The organism is Amycolatopsis keratiniphila, from assembly GCF_000400635.2.
In the GTDB taxonomy this organism is placed as follows: domain Bacteria; phylum Actinomycetota; class Actinomycetes; order Mycobacteriales; family Pseudonocardiaceae; genus Amycolatopsis; species Amycolatopsis keratiniphila.
The window spans coordinates 1,862,893-1,879,409 of sequence record NC_021252.1; the positions used below are offsets into that span (position 1 = coordinate 1,862,893).

Sequence of the window (16,517 nt, forward strand, 5' to 3'; positions counted from 1 at the left end):
GCATATTCGGAGGCCCGGATCGTCACGCACGGCTATCCTGGTGCCGGTCATGGCTTCTCAACCTTCCCCGCTCGGCGCCCTGCGCGCTCGCCTGCCCGAATTGATGTCGCGCGACGAGCACCGCCTCCGGCGCCGGCTCGACGGTGCCCGCAAAGCGCGCGACGCGGAGTCGATCGCCGCGCAGATCGAGGCCGACATCGAGGCCGCCGAACTCCGGATCACCCGCAGGCGGGACAGCGTCCCGAAGATCTCGTTCCCCGAAGAGCTGCCCGTCAGCCAGCGGAAGGACGAGATCGCCGAGGCCATCCGCGACCACCAGGTGGTGATCGTCGCGGGGGAGACCGGGTCGGGTAAGACGACCCAGCTGCCCAAGATCTGCCTCGAACTCGGCCGCGGCATCCGCGGCCAGATCGGGCACACGCAGCCTCGGCGGCTGGCCGCGCGCACGGTCGCCGATCGCATCGCCTCGGAGCTGAACACCGAACTCGGCGAGACCGTCGGCTACAAGGTCCGGTTCACCGACCAGTCCGGCCAGGACACGCTGGTCAAGCTGATGACCGACGGCATCCTGCTCGCCGAGATCCAGACCGACCGGATGCTGCGGCAGTACGACACGCTGATCATCGACGAGGCGCACGAGCGCAGCCTCAACATCGACTTCATCCTCGGCTACGTCAAGCAGCTCCTGCCCCGGCGTCCCGACCTCAAGGTGATCATCACCTCGGCGACGATCGATCCGGAGCGGTTCTCCAAGCACTTCGACGACGCGCCGATCGTGGAGGTCTCGGGCCGGACGTATCCGGTGGAGGTCCGCTACCGGCCGATCATCGACCCCGACGATCCGGACGCGGATCAGGACCGTGACCAGACGCAGGCCATCTGCGACGCCGTCGACGAGCTCCAGCACGAGGGACCCGGAGACATTTTGGTGTTCCTCTCCGGCGAGCGGGAGATCCGCGACGCCGCGGACGCGCTGTCCAAACAGGACCTGAGGAACACCGAGATCCTGCCGCTGTACGCGCGGCTTTCGTCGTCGGACCAGCATCGGGTGTTCCAGCGCCACACCGGGCGCCGCGTCGTGCTCGCGACGAACGTCGCCGAGACCTCGCTGACCGTGCCGGGTATCAAGTACGTCGTCGACCCGGGAACCGCGCGGATCTCGCGCTACAGCCACCGCACCAAGGTGCAGCGGCTGCCGATCGAGCCGGTGTCGCAGGCGTCGGCGAACCAGCGCAAGGGCCGCTGCGGCCGGACGTCGGACGGTATCTGCATCCGCCTGTACTCCGAGGACGATTTCGACGCGCGGCCCGAGTTCACCGACCCGGAGATCCTGCGGACCAACCTCGCTTCGGTCATCCTGCAGATGACCTCGCTCGGCCTCGGCGACATCGCGGCGTTCCCGTTCGTCGAACCGCCGGATCGCCGTCAGGTCACCGACGGTGTCCAGCTCCTGCAGGAGCTCGGCGCCTTCGAGATGTCCGACGGCAAGAAGCTCACCGAGATCGGCCGCAAACTCGCGCTGCTCCCGGTGGACCCGCGGATGGCTCGGATGGTGCTGGAGGCCTCGCGCAACGGCTGCGTCCGCGAAGTGATGATCATCGCCGCCGCACTGTCCATCCAGGACCCGCGCGAGCGGCCCGCGGAGAAGCAGCAGGCGGCGGACGAGCAGCACGCGCGGTTCGCGGACAAGACGTCGGACTTCCTGGCGTACCTCAACCTGTGGGAGTACGTCAGCGAGCAGCAGAAGGCGTTGTCCACCAACCAGTTCCGCCGGATGTGCCGCAACGAGTACCTGAACTACCTGCGCATCCGCGAATGGCAGGACATCTTCAGCCAGCTGCGCCAGCTGGCCAAACCCCTCGGCATCACCCTCTCCACCTCCGGCCCGGCCGATCCGCAACGTGTGCACACGTCGCTGATCGCCGGGCTGTTGTCGCATGTCGGCCTCAAGGATCCGGCCAAGGGCGACTATCTCGGCGCGCGCGGGGCGCGGTTCTCGGTGTTCCCGGGTTCGGCGTTGTTCAAGAAGCAGCCGCGGTTCGTCATGTCGGCCGAACTCGTCGAGACCTCGCGCCTGTGGGGCCGGGTCAACGCGCGGATCGAGCCGGAATGGGTCGAGCCGCTCGCCGGGCACGTCGTGAAGCGGAACTACTCCGAGCCGCACTGGGAGCGCAAGCAGGGCGCGGTGATGGCGAAGGAGAAGGTGACGCTGTACGGCGTCCCGCTCGTCGCCGACCGCCGGGTGAACTACGGCCGCATCGATCCCGAGGTCAGCCGTGAGCTGTTCATCCGGCACGCGCTGGTCGAGGGCGACTGGGAGACCCGGCACCACTTCTTCCGCGAGAACCGCGCGTTGCTCGACGAGGTCGAGGACCTGGAGAACCGGGCCCGCCGCCGCGACATCCTGGTCGACGACGAGACGCTCTTCGAGTTCTACGACCAGCGCGTCCCGGCCGACGTCGTCTCCGCGCGGCATTTCGACAGCTGGTGGAAGAAGGCGCGGCACACCCAGCCGGATCTGCTGAGCTTCGAGAAGACGATGCTCATCAACGAGACCGCGGGCGGCGTGCGCGAAGCCGACTACCCCGACTTCTGGACGCAGGGCACGCAGACCTTCAAGCTCACGTACCAGTTCGAGCCGGGTGCCGACGCGGACGGTGTCACCGTGCACATCCCGCTGCCGGTGCTGAACCAGGTGACCCCGGACGGTTTCGACTGGCAGGTCCCCGGCCTGCGCGAAGAACTGGTGACGCAGCTGATCAAGTCGCTGCCCAAGGCGATCCGGCGCAACTTCGTGCCGGCGCCCGACCACGCGAAACTGGTGCTTTCGCGGGTCGGCCCGGCCGACGGGCCGCTGCTGCACGCCGTCGCCGACGAGCTGGAGGCGTTGCGCGGGGTCGTGATCCCGGACGACGCCTGGCAGCTGTCGACGGTTCCCGAGCACCTGAAGATGACGTTCCGCGTCGTCGACGTCCGCGGCAAGAAGGTGTCCGAGGGCAAGGACATCGAGGCGCTCAAACGGGATCTGAGCGGCCAGGTGCGCGCGACGATCTCGAAGGCCGCCGACAGCATCGAACGCGAGGGCCTGACGACGCCGGCGTTCGGCGAGTTGCCGAAGGTGTTCGCGAGCAAGCAGCGCGGGCACGACGTGAAGGCGTATCCGGCGCTGGTCGACGAAGGCGGTTCCGTGGCGGTGCGGCTGCTGGACACGCCTGGCCAGCAGGAACAGTCGATGTGGGCGGGTACGCGGCGGATGCTGCGGCTGAACATCCCGTCGCCGATGAAGTTCATCACCCGCAGCCTCGGCAACTCGTCGAAACTCGTGCTGAACCGGAATCCGCACGGCTCGGTGGCGGCGTTGCTCGAAGACTGTGTGGATTGCGCTGTCGACAAGCTCGTCGCCGACAACGGCGGCCCGCGCTGGGACGAGGCGGGATTCGCCGTCCTGCTGGAAAAGGTGCGCGCGGGCCTGAACGCCGGGGTGCTCGACGTGCTGACCAACGTCGAGAAGATCCTGCGCGCGGCCAACGACGTCGAAACCCGGCTGGCCGACACGCGTGGCCCGAAGGACTCGCTCGCGGACATCCGCGCGCAGCTGGACGGGCTGGTGCACAAGGGTTTCGTCACCGAGACCGGGCAGGACAGGCTCAAGCACGTCGTCCGGTACCTGCGGGGGATCGAACGGCGGCTGGAGAAGCTCCCGACCGAGCCGACCCGGGACATCCAGCGCACCGGCGACATCGCCTGGCTCCGCAACGAGTACCAGGCCGCCCTCGACGCGCTGCCGCCGGGCACTTCGTCGCCCGCCCTGCGGGAAATCCGGTGGATGATCGAGGAACTGCGGGTGAGCTTCTTCGCCCAGACCCTGGGCACCGCCCACCCCGTCTCGCTCAAGCGGGTCATCAAGGCCCTGGACGACGCCGCCTCCGCCTGATCACGCGAGTTACGCCCCCAATCACGCGAGTCGCGCCCCCAATCACGCGTGTCGTCCCTCTGATCACGCGAGTTCGCCGCCTGATCACACGCGTTCCATGGCAGGGAAAGCGGAACTCACGTGATTGGACGGACGACACGCGTGATTGGACGGCGAACTCGCGTGATTGGAGGCGAAACTCGCGTGATCGGGGGCGGAACTCACTTGGCGTCGGCGTAGGTGTCCACGGCGGCGATGTGCAACGGGAACCGGACGGGGCAGGCGGCACCGAAGAGCAGCCGCGCCGCCTCGGCCATACTGTCCACAATGGACTGCGAGACCTCGTCGGCGAACTCGGCCGGGGTGTGCACCAGGACCTCGTCGTGCTGGAAGAACACCAGGTGCGCGGGGGAGGGGAGCCTGCCGCGCAGGGTCGCCAGCAGGACCGCGGTCATGTCCGCCGCACTCGCCTGCACGACGAAGTTGCGGGTGAACCGGCCCCAGTTGCGCGACGCCTGTCGCGCCTTCAGCTCGCCGGCCTCGTCCGCCGCGACCCCGCCGGTCAGCGCGCGCCACGCCTCCGACGGCGCGGGCGACGTCCGGCCCAGCCGCGAGCGGACGCGCTCCCCGCGTTCCCCGGCCTGCGCGGCCCGCTCCACATAGGACACCGCGTCCGGGAACCTGGTGCGCAGCAACGCCAGCAGCGGCCCGGCCTCCCCGGAGGTCCCGCCGTACATCGCGGACAGCATCGCGATCTTCGCGCGGTCCCGATCGTCCCTGTCGTCCCACGCGGGCACGGGCACCCGGCGCACGCCGGAAAACATCGCCTCGGCGAGGCTCGCGTACAGGTCCGTGGCCGCGGCGACGTCGGCCAGCTTGCGGTCCCCGGACAACGCCGTGAGCACCCGCGGCTCCAGCTGCGCGGCGTCGGCGACCACCAGTTTCCAGCCCGGATCGGCCCGGACGCAGGTCCGCAGGACCTTCGGGATCTGCAGCGCGCCCCCGCCCCGGCTCGCCCAGCGGCCGGAGACGACCCCGCCGACGACGTAATGCGGGCGGAACCGCCCGTCGCGCACCCACTCGTCGAGCCAGGTCCACCCGTTGGCCGAATGCAGCCGCGCGAGTTCCTTGTACTCCAGCAGCGGCGGGACGGCGGGATGGTCGATGTCGCGCAGCAGGTACTTCCTCGCCGACGAGACCTCGATGCCCTCCCGGCCGAGCGCGCGGACGACGCTGGCCGGGGCGTCCGGGTTGACCGGGCGCCCGCCGAACGCGTCGCTGATCTTCGCCGCCAGCTCGACCAGCCGCTTCGGCCGGTGCCCGGCCGGGACCCGGGGGCCGAGCTGCTCGGCGAGCAGCGCCAAATGCAGGTCCGCACGCCACGGCAGCCCGTCGGCCGACATCTCCGCGGCCGCCAGCGCGCTCGCCGACTCCGCCGCGAAGAGCAGCCGGAGCCGCTCCGGATGGTCGGTCAGCGCGACCCGTTTCTCCTGCTCGGCCAGCACCCGGCGCGCCGCGTCGATCATCGTGACACCGGCGGGCAGCCGCGGGCCGCGCGTCTCGAACAGCGTCGGCTGGTCGTCCTCGGCCCAGAGCGGCGGCTCGTCGGCGGGAGGCTCCTGCCCGTTCGCCCTCGCCAACGCCGCGCGCAGGCTTCGCGACTCCCGCGGCCGACCCTCGTGGGCCAGGAGCAATCCCTCGATCAAGGTCAGGTCGTGGCAGCGCCGCACCCGGACGCCCGCCTTGATCAGCGCGGGGTACGTCCCTTCGACCGACGGGAACACCCAACGGGGTGAATACTCGGCCTCCAAACTTCGTACTTCACCGGCGAACTCCGCGAGCTTCAGGCCGCGCTGCGGCGGCTGCCCGGAAAGTGCGATCGCGAAGTCGCCATCCTCCTCTTGACCTGCGATCGCCTGCACACTCACATTGTGGTGGTTCCCTCCGACATTTCTGTCACCAGACGGCTAGTGCGCCTGCGCTATCGGTCGGCTACTGTCGAGTAGCAACCCCATACCGCCGGTACGCGAACCGCCGGTGGCATGGTGTCTCGCCGCAGCAGCAACGGAGGTGCCCGGATGAGAAACCCCACCGGCCTCGCCACCCTGGTGGCGGGCAAGGTGACCGAGACCGTGCGCAGCATCGACGTGATGCGGCAAGCGGGCCTGCTCCCGATCCCTCGGGTGGACGAGGGCCTGCGTTCGCTGGTCATGGTGCGGAAGTGGGGCCCGTTCGCCGGGGCGAACATGATCGCCGCCCGCCGCGACCCGACCGCGACCGGCATCATCGACGAGCTCGGGCCGCTGACCTTCAAGCAGCTCGACACCCAGTCGAACGCGCTGGCCAGGGCGTGGTCCGAACGCGGCCTCGGCCCGGGTTCGGTGATCGCCGCGCTGTGCCGCGACCACCGCGGTCTCGTGCTGACGATGCTCGCCTCGGGCAAACTCGGCGCCAAGCTGCTGCTGATGAACACCGGGTTCGCCAAACCCCAGCTCGCGGACGTCGCGAAGCGTGAAGGCGTCACCGCGCTCGTCTACGACCAGGAGTTCACCGACCTGCTGGACGCCGTCGAGGGCGACGTCGAGCACTACCTCGCCTGGGTCGATTCGGACACCGCGCGCCCGGCCGGCATCCCGGTCGTCGCCGAACTGGTCGCCAGCACCGACGACCGTCCGTGGCCGGCGCCCGCCAAACCCGGCGGATTCATCCTGCTGACCAGCGGCACCACGGGGACGCCGAAGGGCGCGCCGCGGCCGCACACCTCCGCGCTCGCCTCCGCGCAGTTCCTCGACCGCATCCCGCTGCGCACCGGCGAGGCGACCTACATGGGCGCACCGCTGTTCCACGGCACCGGGTTGTCGCAGTTCATCCTGTCCTTCGCGCTCGGTTCGAAGGTCGTCATGCGGCGCAAGTTCGTGCCGGAGGAGACGTTGCGCGGGGTCGCGGAGAACCGCTGCACCACGCTGGTCCTCGTGCCGACGATGCTGCAGCGCATCGTCGACCTGCCCGAGGAGATCCGCGCCAAGTACGACACGTCGAGCCTGCGGATCATCTTCGTCGCCGGCTCCGCGCTGTCCCCGGATCTCGGGAATCGCGCGACCGCCGCGTTCGGCGACGTCGTGCACAACCTCTACGGCTCCACCGAGGTCGCGGTCGCGACGGTCGCGACGCCCGAGGACTGGCGCAAGGCGCCGGGCACCGTCGGCCGCGCGCCGGTGGGCTGCAAGGTGGCGCTGTACGACGAAAAGGGCGGCAAGATCACCGAGCCGCACGTCACCGGCCGGGTGTTCGTCGGCAGCGGGCTGAGCTTCCAGGGCTACACCGACGGGCGCAACAAGGAGATCATCGACGGGCTGCTCTCCAGCGGCGACGTCGGGCACTTCGACGATGACGGCCTGCTGTTCATCGACGGCCGCGACGACGAGATGATCGTCTCCGGTGGCGAGAACGTCTTCCCGATCGAGGTGGAGAACCTCCTGGTCGAACGCGAGGACGTGATCGAGGCCGCGGTCGTCGGCGTCGAGGATCCCGAGTTCGGGCAGCGGCTGAAGGCGTTCGTGGTGCGGGCCGAGAAGTCGGACCTGGACGTCGACGGCGTGCGCGAGTACGTCAAGGCGAACCTCGCCCGGTACAAGGTGCCGCGTGACGTCGAATTCCTCGACGAGCTTCCGCGCAACGCGACCGGGAAGGTGCTGCGCAACAAGCTGCGCTAGTACTCCCAGTCGATGCCGAACACGCCGGGGCCGAAGTCGAGCGCGACGGCGTGGACACCGTTGCCCTGGTCCGGTTTGAGTTCCTTCCGGTCCATCGGCGAGGTGCCCTGCCCCTGCCTGGAGTACTGCCAGCACTTCGCCGGACTGGACTCCGGGTCGAACCGGACCTCCAGCAGATACTCGCGCACGGGACGCCGGAACTCGCGGTAATGCGTGTTCCGGCATTCCGGGTACGGCGGCCCGGGGTTGGTCAGCGAGTACTCGATCAGGTGTGTCTCGCCGCGATCGATGGGCCGGTCGAAGAGCAGTTCGGCCACCGTGAGCCCGTGCTCGTCGTCGACCTCGGCGCGGCCGACATGGCAGTTGCGCAGCGTGTTCAGCGCCGGCGGCCCCGCTTCCGGGTCGCCCTGGGCGTAGACCAGCAGCCAGCGGTCCTGCCCGTCCGCGCCCGCCTGGAACACCGCCCGCGCGGTCACCGCGCGCTGCCCGCCGTCCTCGGCGATCTCGCACAGGTCGTGCAGGCCGACGAGTTTCAGCTGATGGTGCTGTTCGAGCGCGTTGGGCGCGCCGACCTTCTCCAGCAGCGCCTGGAGCGCTTCGAGCGGGAAGGTCAGCGGCTGCTCGGTGGTGGCCCGGCTGCGGCGCGACGACGCCCCGCGCGGCCGCGGTGGCGGCAGCAGGCTGAGCAGCGATCCGGCGGGGATCGCCAACACCTCTTCGAGAACCCGGACGGCGGACAGCGAACTCTGCCGTTCCGGCTGACGTTTGCCCGATTGCCAGTAACTCAGCGCGGTCACGCTCACCGACGCGCCGCGCGCGAGCAGCCGCGCTTGGATACGGTCGAGGCTCAGGCCGCTCGTCGCGATGGCCGAGCGCAACGCGGTGGCGAACGCGGTACGCGGTTGATCCTCATCGTCCGTGGTCACTCGGTCCGCCGCGCTCCCCGCCACCATATGCTGCCCGACCGCCCCCGTCTGCCGTTCCCTGACACCGCCCGGTTGATAACAACACGAATAACTTTAACAGTCTGAGGTAACGCTTCAGGGGCGCCTTCTGCCAGGCGAAAACGACTTTCCGGACGAGCGTGATTACTCCGGATGGCCTAGTACTGGTAACTGTGAATCATTGCCCGCCCACCTGGGCACCGGCTTGCATGGCTCTCAACAACGATCATCCTCCCGGGTGATCCGCACGGTGCGGCAGGAAGGGAACCAGTGAGCAAGTCCCGGAAGAACCTGAAGTCCCGAAAGACCCGTAGCGGCCTCGTGGCGGGAGTCGCCCTCGCCGGTGTGACCGCGGCGGTCGCCACGTTCGGCGCGGGCGCGGCCAACGCCGAGCAGCAGGGCGAGATCCGCGGCGCGGGTGCGGCCAACGCGGTCGGCGGCAGCTACATCGTCGTCCTCAAGCCCACCGCCGTCGGCCAGGGCGTGGCCGCGGCGAGCGAGATCACCGCGAACGTGGCCGCCAAGGCGCAGGGCCTCACCGGTCAGTACGGCACCACGCTGTCCCGCACCTTCGGCTCGGCGCTGAACGGCTTCTCGATCAAGGCCGACGAGGCCGCCGCGAAGCGCCTCGCCGCCGACCCGCAGGTCGCGTACGTCGTCCAGAACAAGACGTTCAAGATCAGCGAGACCCAGGACAACCCGCCGTCGTGGGGCCTGGACCGGGTCGACCAGGCGGACCTTCCGCTCGACGACAAGTACACCTACCCGGTGAAGGCCGACAACGTCACCGCCTACGTCATCGACACCGGTGTCCGCGGCTCGCACAAGGACTTCGGTGACCGCGCCACCGGCGGCAAGGACTTCGTCGACAACGACGACACCCCCAACGACGAGCACGGTCACGGCACGCACGTCGCCGGCACCATCGGCGGCACGGAGCACGGCCTGGCCAAGGGCGTGAAGATCGTCGGCGTCCGTGTGCTGGACGCCAACGGCAGCGGCACCACCGAGGGTGTCGTCGCCGGGGTCGACTGGGTCGCGGCGAACGCCAAGGGCCCGTCGGTCGCCAACATGAGCCTGGGCGGCGGCGCGGACGACGCCCTGGACGCGGCGGTCAAGGGTGCCATCGACAAGGGCGTGACCTTCGCGCTCGCGGCGGGCAACGAGTCCTCCGACGCCGGCACCACCTCCCCGGCCCGGGTGAAGGAGGCCATCACGGTGGCCGCCAGCGACAAGACCGACAAGCAGGCCAGCTTCTCGAACTACGGTTCGGTCGTGGACCTGTACGCGCCGGGTGTCGACATCACCTCGACGTGGGGCACCGGTGACGACGCCACCAACACCATCAGCGGTACCTCGATGGCCGCGCCGCACGTCGCCGGCGCCGCCGCGCTGTACCTCTCGGCGCACCCTGACGCCACCCCGGCCCAGGTCGCCGAAGGTCTCGTCGGCGCGGCCGCGGACGGCAAGATCAGCAACCCGACCGGTGGAACGGCCAACAAGCTGCTCCAGGTCAAGTAAGACCCTTGCGGACAGGCTGCCCCCGGCGAACTCCAGGCGCCGGGGGCAGCCCCCTGTCCAAGGGGCTCCCAGAATTGTTACCAACGGGTAAGCTCCTGCCCATGGTCCTGCGGAAGAACATCCTGATCACCGGGGCGAGCTCCGGACTCGGCGAAGGAATGGCCAGGCAGTACGCCGCGAGAGGCCGCAATCTGGCGTTGGCCGCCCGCCGGGTCGACCGGCTCGAAGCCCTCGCCGCGGAGCTCAAGAAGGCGTACCCCGGCATCACCGTGGTCACCCGGAAGCTGGACGTGAACGACCACGACCAGGTCTTCGCCGTCTTCGAGGAGTTCCGCGAGGAGCTCGGCTCCCTCGATCGCGTGATCGTGAACGCGGGGCTCGGCAAGGGTCAGCCCATCGGCTCGGGCCGGTTCGACGCCAACCGTCAGACCCTGCAGACGAACTTCCTCGCCGCGGCCGCCCAGATCGAAGCCGCCGTCGGCATTTTCCGGAAACAGAAGGAAGGCCACCTCGTGGTGGTCTCCTCGTTCTCCGCGCTTCGCGCCTTCCCCGGCAATCTGACCGCCTACGCCGCCTCGAAGGCGGGTGTCTCGGCTTTGGCGGAAGGCACGCGGATCGAGCTGATGAAGACGCCGATCAAGGTCACCACGCTGCTCCCCGGATTCATCGAATCGGAGATGAACGAGGACATCACGAAGGTCCCGCTCGGGACCAGGGCCGAGGCGGGTGCGCAGGCACTGGTCAAGGCGATCGAATCAGAAGCCGCGAAGGCGTATGTGCCCTCGTGGCCATGGGCCGTGCTCGCCAAGGTGTTCCCGTTGGTCCCGGCGTCGGTGCTGAAGAAGTTCGCATGACCTTGGCCGCGGACAAGACCGTCGAGGTACGCGGTGAGGACTCGTTCGACCCGGCCGCGGTGCACGCCTGGCTCGCCGCGCGGGTGCCCGGGCTCGGCGATGCGCCGCCCGGAGTCCGCCAGTTCCCCGGCGGTGCCTCGAATCTCACCTATCTGCTGTCCTATCCGGATCGCGAGCTGATCCTGCGGCGCCCGCCGCTCGGGCACAAGGCCGCGTCCGCGCACGACATGCGCCGCGAGTTCCGGGTCCAGCAGGCGTTGCGGCCGGTCTTCCCTTACGTGCCGGAGGTTCTCGCCTTCTGCGACGACGAAACCGTGCTCGGCGGCGACTTCTACGTGATGGAGCGGCTCGAAGGCCTGATCCTGCGCGGAGATCTGCCCGCCGGGCTCGACCTGTCGCCGGAGAGCGCGCGCGAACTGTGCGGCAAGGTCGTCGACCGGCTCGTCGAGCTGCACGCCGTCGACGTCGAAGCCGCCGGGCTGGCCGACCTCGGCAAGGGCGCCGGCTACGTCGAGCGTCAGGTGCGCGGCTGGTCGGAGCGGTTCCTCAAGGCCCGCACGGAGAACGTCCCGGACTGCGCCGAGGTGATGGCGTGGCTGAAGGAGAACCAGCCGTCCGAGGTGAAGATCTGCCTGATCCACAACGACTACCGGCTCGACAACCTGGTACTCGACGACGATCTGGGCATCGTCGGCGTGCTGGACTGGGAGATGGCCACCCTCGGCGATCCCCTGATGGAACTGGGCAGCACCCTGGCGTACTGGGTGCAGGACGACGATGACGACGTCATGAAGCTCAGCCGTCGCCAGCCGACGCATCTGCCGGGGATGTACACGCGCGAGGAATTCGTGCGACGGTACGCGGAGCGGTCCGGCCTCGAAATCGGCGACTGGACGTTTTACGAGGTGTACGGCCTGTTCCGGCTCGCGGTGGTGATCCAGCAGATCTACTACCGCTACCACGCGGGGCAGACGACCAATCCGGCGCTGAAGGATCTCTGGCAGTTCGTCGGTTACCTCGACGGCCGTTGCCGCCGGATCATCGCGAAAGGGCACGCCTGATGGGCGCGATCTATCTGGTCCGGCACGGGCAGGCGTCGTTCGGCGCGGAGAACTACGACCAGCTCTCGCCGCGCGGTTTCGAACAGTCCACTGTGGTCGGTGAGGAACTGCTCCGGCGAGGCGTCGAGTTCACCCAGGCGCGGGCGGGTTCCCTTGCCCGCCAACGGGACACGGCCGCGACGGCGTTGAAGGTGCTCGGCTCCGGGATCGCCGTCGTCGAGGACGAACGCTGGAACGAATACGACCACGTCGACATCGCGAAGTACCACGCCGCCGGTGTCCAGCAGACCGACTCGCGGGCGTACCAGGCCGCTTTGGACGGTGCGCTGAGCGCTTGGGTGTCGTCAGGGGATTCGAGCCCGTGTGCCGAGACCTGGCCTCAGTTCCTGGAGCGGGTCAAGGGCGCGCTGGCCGACGTCGTGGCTTCGCTGGGCAAGGGCGAGCACGCCGTCGTCTTCAGCTCCGGCGGGGTGATCGCGACGGTCTGCGGCGCGCTCATGGGCACGCCGGAGGCGGGGCTGCTGAAACTGAACCGGGTCACCGTGAACGCGGGCATCACCAAACTGGTGTCCGGCCGCGGCGGAGTGACCTTGTTGTCGTTCAACGAACATCCGCATTTCGAGGCGGAAGCCGCGGAACTGCTCACCTACCGCTAGGAGAAACGCGATGGCGTTCGGCGAGGTCACGGTCATCCCGGTCAACGGGCACGGTCCCGAGGACGTCGTGGTCGACGACCAGGGGCGGATCTACACCGGCGTGGACGACGGGCGGATCCTGCGCGTCACGCCGGACGGCAAGCGGATCGACGTCCTCGGCGACACCGGCGGCCGTCCGCTGGGCCTGGAGTTCTACGGCGAAGACCTCCTGATCTGCGACGCCAAGGCCGGTCTGCTCACCATGCCCCTCGCGGGCGGCCCGGTCACCACGCTGGCGACTTCGGCGGTGGGGCTCGACTTCGTGTTCTGCAACAACGCCGCCGTCGCCGCCGACGGCACGGTGTACTTCACCGACTCGTCGCGCCGCTTCGGCATCGAGAAATGGCGCGACGACCTGATCGAGCAGACCGGCGGCGGACGGCTCCTGCGCCGCACGCCGGACGGGAAGATCGAGCAGCTCGCGGACGGTTTCCAGTTCGCCAACGGCGTCGCGCTGCCGCCCGACGAGTCCTATGTGGCCGTCGCGGAGACCGGCGCCTACCGGGTCGCGCGCGTATGGCTCACGGGCGACAAGGCGGGCACGCGGGACTACCTCGTCGACGATCTGTGGGGCTATCCCGACAACATCTCGACCGGCAGCGACGGGCTGATCTGGATCACCGTGGCCAGCCCGAAGGTCCCCGCGCTTTCCTTGGTGCAGAAGCTCCCCGCGCCGCTGCGGGCCGGGGTCCGGGCGCTGCCGACGGCCCTGCAGCCCGCACCCGCGCGGGAATGCGGGGTGCGGGGCGTGACTCCGGACGGGAAGCTCGTCCACGAACTGCGCGGGGAGATCGACGGGTTCCACGTGCTCGTCGGCGTCCGTGAGCGGGCCGGGACCCTCTATTTCGGCTCGCTGGAGGACAACGCGATCGCGGTGACGTCAGTCTAGGCAGAACTCGTTGCCCTCCGGGTCGTTCATCACGATGAAGCCGAGGCTCAACGGCTGCTCGGGCTCGAAACGCTTCACTCGCGTCGCGCCCAGGGCGACGAGACGGTCGCATTCGGCTTCGAGCGCCGCCATGCGCTCGTCTCCCTGCAGCCCAGGGGCGGCGCGGATGTCGAGGTGGACGCGGTTCTTCGCGATCTTGTCCTCCGGGACCTGCTGGAAGAAGATCCTCGGCCCTTCGCCCGCCGGGTCTTCGAGGGCCGAGCGGCTGTTGCGCTGATCCACGGGCACGCCGACCCGCTCGAGGAACTCGTCCCACGCGTCCAGCGGATCGGTGCCCTCGGGCACCTCGACCCCGGGCGGGCCGGGGTGGACGTAGCCCAGCGCGTCGCGCCAGAAGGTGGACAGGGCTTTCGGGTCGAGGGCGTCGAAGCTGACCTGGAATTCGCGGCTCTTGCGGTTCATGGGACCACTCTGACATGCCTAGCGGACAGGATCGGTCCGCTATCTCTGGCAGAGTGGGTGACATGGAGGACGAGCGGGGGACGACCGAGCGGGTGCTCACCCTGCTCGGGCTGTTGCAGCAGCGTGCCGTGTGGACCGGCCCGGAGCTGGGGGAGCGGCTCGGGGTCACGCCGCGCACCATCCGCCGCGACGTCGAGCGGCTGCGCGCGCTCGGCTACCCGGTGCAGGCGAGCAACGGGGTCGGCGGGGGCTATCAGCTCGGGCCCGGTCACGACATGCCGCCGTTGCTGCTGGACGACGAGGAGGCGATCGCCACCGCGGTCTCGCTGCTCGCCGGCACGGGCAGCGGGGAAGCCGCGCTGCGGGCTCTGACGAAACTCGACCGGGTGCTCCCGACCAGACTGCGGCACGAGGTGAGCGCGCTGTCCGGCTCGGTGGTGGCCTTCGACGGAAGCCGCGCGCCGATCGATCCCGACGTGCTCATGACCCTGGCCCGCGCTTGTCGCGACGAGGTCGAGGTGGCCTTCGAGTACCCGTCTTCGGGTTCCACGCCGCGGCGGGTCGAGCCGTATCGTTTGGTGGCCTCGGGGCGGCGCTGGTATCTGCTCGCCTACGACCTCGACCGCGACGACTGGCGCACCTTCCGGGTCGACAAGATGACCGAGGTTTCCGCGCGGTCGTGGCGTTTCCGCCCGCGCGAGGCGCCGGACGCGGCGGCGTACGTGCAGGAGAACATCGCCAGCAGGGTCTACCGGCACCAGGCGCGGTTTTTGGTGCACGCGCCCGCTCCGGTCGTGCGTTCGCAGATCCCGGCGTCGGCCGCGGTGGTGCGGGAACGGGGCCGGGCGCGGTGCGAGGTGGTGAGCGGGGCCGGGGATCTCGATTTCTTGCTGATGCACGTGGTGGTGCTGGGGCATGCGTTCGAGGTGATCGAGCCGGTGGAATTGGGGGAGCGGTGCCGGGTTCTGGCGGATCGGTTGCTGAGTGCGGCCGGTTCTTTGTCTTCGCATTTAGCCGACTAATTGCGAGTCGCTCAGGGTGATTCGGCCTTGGCGACTGTTTCACCCTTCGGTGTTGTTCACGCGGTTTCGCTGGTTGCTTAAAATTACGAACACATGTTCGACGGGTTTGCGCTATTATTGAGGGGTGTCCGAGACCTTCCTCCCCGAACTGCCGCAGGAGCTGTGGCGCGCCGGCAAGCTGGAGCTTGCCCATGGCGTGCAGCAGTCTCTACAGGTGATTCGCATGGCGACCGCAGCGTTGTCGCGGTTCCTGGCGGAGATCGATTCTCGGGGCGTCAAAGACTTATACGGGCATGGCAGCACGGCGAGCTGGTTCGCGGAGATGGCCGGGCTGTCGCGGGGTGAGGCGGGTGCGGTGGTGAAGCGGGCGATCGCCCTGAACTCCACCCGAGCCTTGGATGGCACGGAGGTTCCGCCTGTCGCTCCCGCCACTGCCGCGGTCGCCGCTCAGGGATTGGTCGGGGATGAGCGGATCGATCAGATCCTGGAGATCTTGAAACGGCTCCCTGCCGACACCTCCGCTGAGGATCGGGCCAGTGCGGAGAAGATCCTGGCCGAGCTCGCCCCGAACGCCGGTCCCCGCCAGCTCGTCGAGGCTGAGGCGAAACTGCTGGGCTGGCTGGATCCGGACGGCAACGAGCCGAAGGATCCCGAGCCCAAAGAGCCGCGCCGCGAGATCACTCTGGAGCGCCGCCGGGACGGCTTCTGGAAACTCACCGGCCTCCTGGACGACGAGACCGGGGCCCGGACAGCGGCCGCCTTGGAAGCCCATGCCCAGCCACGTTCGGTCGACGAGTTCGGCCAGGCGGATCTGCGGATGAAGTGCGAACGCATGGGCGATGCCTGGGCCGAGCTGCTGGACATGGCCATCGCCTGTCCGGATCAGCCGGGAACCAGCGGCTACCGGACGTTGGTGCATGTCACCATCGGGCTTGAGGAGTTGAAGTCCGGTCTCGGGACCGCGTGCTTGGACTTTGTCGGGACGATGACCGCGCGGGAAGCCCGGCTCGCTGCCTGCGACTGCTTGATGTTGCCGGTCGTGATGAGCGGCTCGGGTGAGCCGTTGGATATGGGGCGCCTGAGACGGTTCGTCACCCCGGGCCAACGACGGGCGTTGAACATCCGCGATGGTGGTTGTGCGTTCCCGGGTTGTCATCGGAAGCCCAAGAATTGCCACGCTCATCATATTGAGCACTGGGCAGACGGCGGACCGACGGATCTTCGGAATCTGGTGCTGCTCTGCGGTTTCCATCATCGGTTGATTCATCATGGTGACTGGGAAGTACGGATGGCGGCCGATGGGTTACCGGAGTTCATCCCACCCCAATACCGAGATCCGCTTCGAAAACCGAGACGCAACACCCTGCATCACGTCTAGGCCCGAGGAGCCCGCCAGCCACCCAGGCGACGGGCCCCTCGGCATGCCCAGCACAGGACAGGAAA

Annotated in this window: 12 protein-coding genes; 9 read left to right on the forward strand and 3 right to left on the reverse strand. The window is 68.9% G+C overall.

Features of this window, described 5'->3' with window-relative positions; translation table 11 throughout:
• The first annotated feature begins 49 nt into the window (after window positions 1–49).
• Window positions 50–3,934 carry an ATP-dependent RNA helicase HrpA gene (gene hrpA / locus AORI_RS49720; protein ID WP_016332137.1) on the forward strand — a complete coding sequence of 1,295 codons (3,885 nt, stop codon included), beginning with the start codon at window positions 50–52 and terminating at the stop codon, window positions 3,932–3,934.
• Between the two features lie 200 nt (window positions 3,935–4,134).
• Here hrpA and AORI_RS49725 read toward each other — a convergent pair whose 3' ends face one another.
• Window positions 4,135–5,841, reverse strand: a complete 1,707-nt coding sequence (locus AORI_RS49725; protein WP_016332138.1) for a bifunctional 3'-5' exonuclease/DNA polymerase — start codon at window positions 5,839–5,841, stop codon at window positions 4,135–4,137.
• A gap of 150 nt (window positions 5,842–5,991) precedes the next feature.
• On the opposite strand from AORI_RS49725, the gene AORI_RS49730 reads away from it, so the two are divergent.
• Window positions 5,992–7,626, forward strand: coding sequence for an acyl-CoA synthetase (locus tag AORI_RS49730; protein WP_016332139.1), 1,635 nt, complete (start codon window positions 5,992–5,994; stop codon window positions 7,624–7,626).
• Here the strand turns inward: AORI_RS49730 and AORI_RS49735 are convergent.
• Window positions 7,623–8,579: a hypothetical protein gene (locus tag AORI_RS49735; protein ID WP_016332140.1), complete on the reverse strand. Its 957-nt coding sequence runs from the start codon at window positions 8,577–8,579 to the stop codon at window positions 7,623–7,625. The two genes, AORI_RS49730 and AORI_RS49735, sit on opposite strands and share 4 nt — an antisense overlap.
• A 261-nt stretch (window positions 8,580–8,840) precedes the next feature.
• Between AORI_RS49735 and AORI_RS49740 the strand changes: the two genes are divergently transcribed.
• From AORI_RS49740 to AORI_RS49760, 5 genes are all read left to right on the forward strand, one after another.
• Complete coding sequence (locus tag AORI_RS49740; protein WP_016332141.1) at window positions 8,841–10,091, forward strand: S8 family peptidase; 1,251 nt, start codon at window positions 8,841–8,843, stop codon at window positions 10,089–10,091.
• 101 nt (window positions 10,092–10,192) lie between these two features.
• Entirely contained in the window at window positions 10,193–10,945 is a 753-nt protein-coding gene (locus tag AORI_RS49745; RefSeq protein WP_016332142.1) for an SDR family oxidoreductase, read from the forward strand.
• Window positions 10,942–12,006 (forward strand): phosphotransferase family protein, encoded by a 1,065-nt coding sequence (locus tag AORI_RS49750; RefSeq protein WP_016332143.1) that lies wholly within the window; start codon window positions 10,942–10,944, stop codon window positions 12,004–12,006. The genes AORI_RS49745 and AORI_RS49750 overlap by 4 nt, the downstream gene beginning before the upstream one ends.
• The gene (locus AORI_RS49755) at window positions 12,006–12,662 is read left to right on the forward strand and encodes a histidine phosphatase family protein (RefSeq protein WP_016332144.1); all 657 of its coding nucleotides are present in this window, start codon (window positions 12,006–12,008) and stop codon (window positions 12,660–12,662) included. Before AORI_RS49750 ends, AORI_RS49755 begins: the two co-directional genes overlap by 1 nt.
• Before the next feature lie 10 nt (window positions 12,663–12,672).
• Window positions 12,673–13,590, forward strand: a complete 918-nt coding sequence (locus tag AORI_RS49760; protein WP_016332145.1) for an SMP-30/gluconolactonase/LRE family protein — start codon at window positions 12,673–12,675, stop codon at window positions 13,588–13,590.
• Here AORI_RS49760 and AORI_RS49765 read toward each other — a convergent pair.
• Window positions 13,582–14,052, reverse strand: coding sequence for a VOC family protein (locus AORI_RS49765; protein ID WP_016332146.1), 471 nt, complete (start codon window positions 14,050–14,052; stop codon window positions 13,582–13,584). The two genes, AORI_RS49760 and AORI_RS49765, sit on opposite strands and share 9 nt — an antisense overlap.
• 62 nt (window positions 14,053–14,114) lie before the next feature.
• On the opposite strand from AORI_RS49765, the gene AORI_RS49770 reads away from it, so the two are divergent.
• The gene (locus AORI_RS49770; protein ID WP_016332147.1) at window positions 14,115–15,074 is read left to right on the forward strand and encodes a helix-turn-helix transcriptional regulator; all 960 of its coding nucleotides are present in this window, start codon (window positions 14,115–14,117) and stop codon (window positions 15,072–15,074) included.
• 124 nt (window positions 15,075–15,198) lie between these two features.
• Window positions 15,199–16,452, forward strand: a complete 1,254-nt coding sequence (locus AORI_RS49775) for an HNH endonuclease signature motif containing protein (RefSeq protein WP_016332148.1) — start codon at window positions 15,199–15,201, stop codon at window positions 16,450–16,452.
• Window positions 16,453–16,517 lie beyond the last annotated feature (65 nt).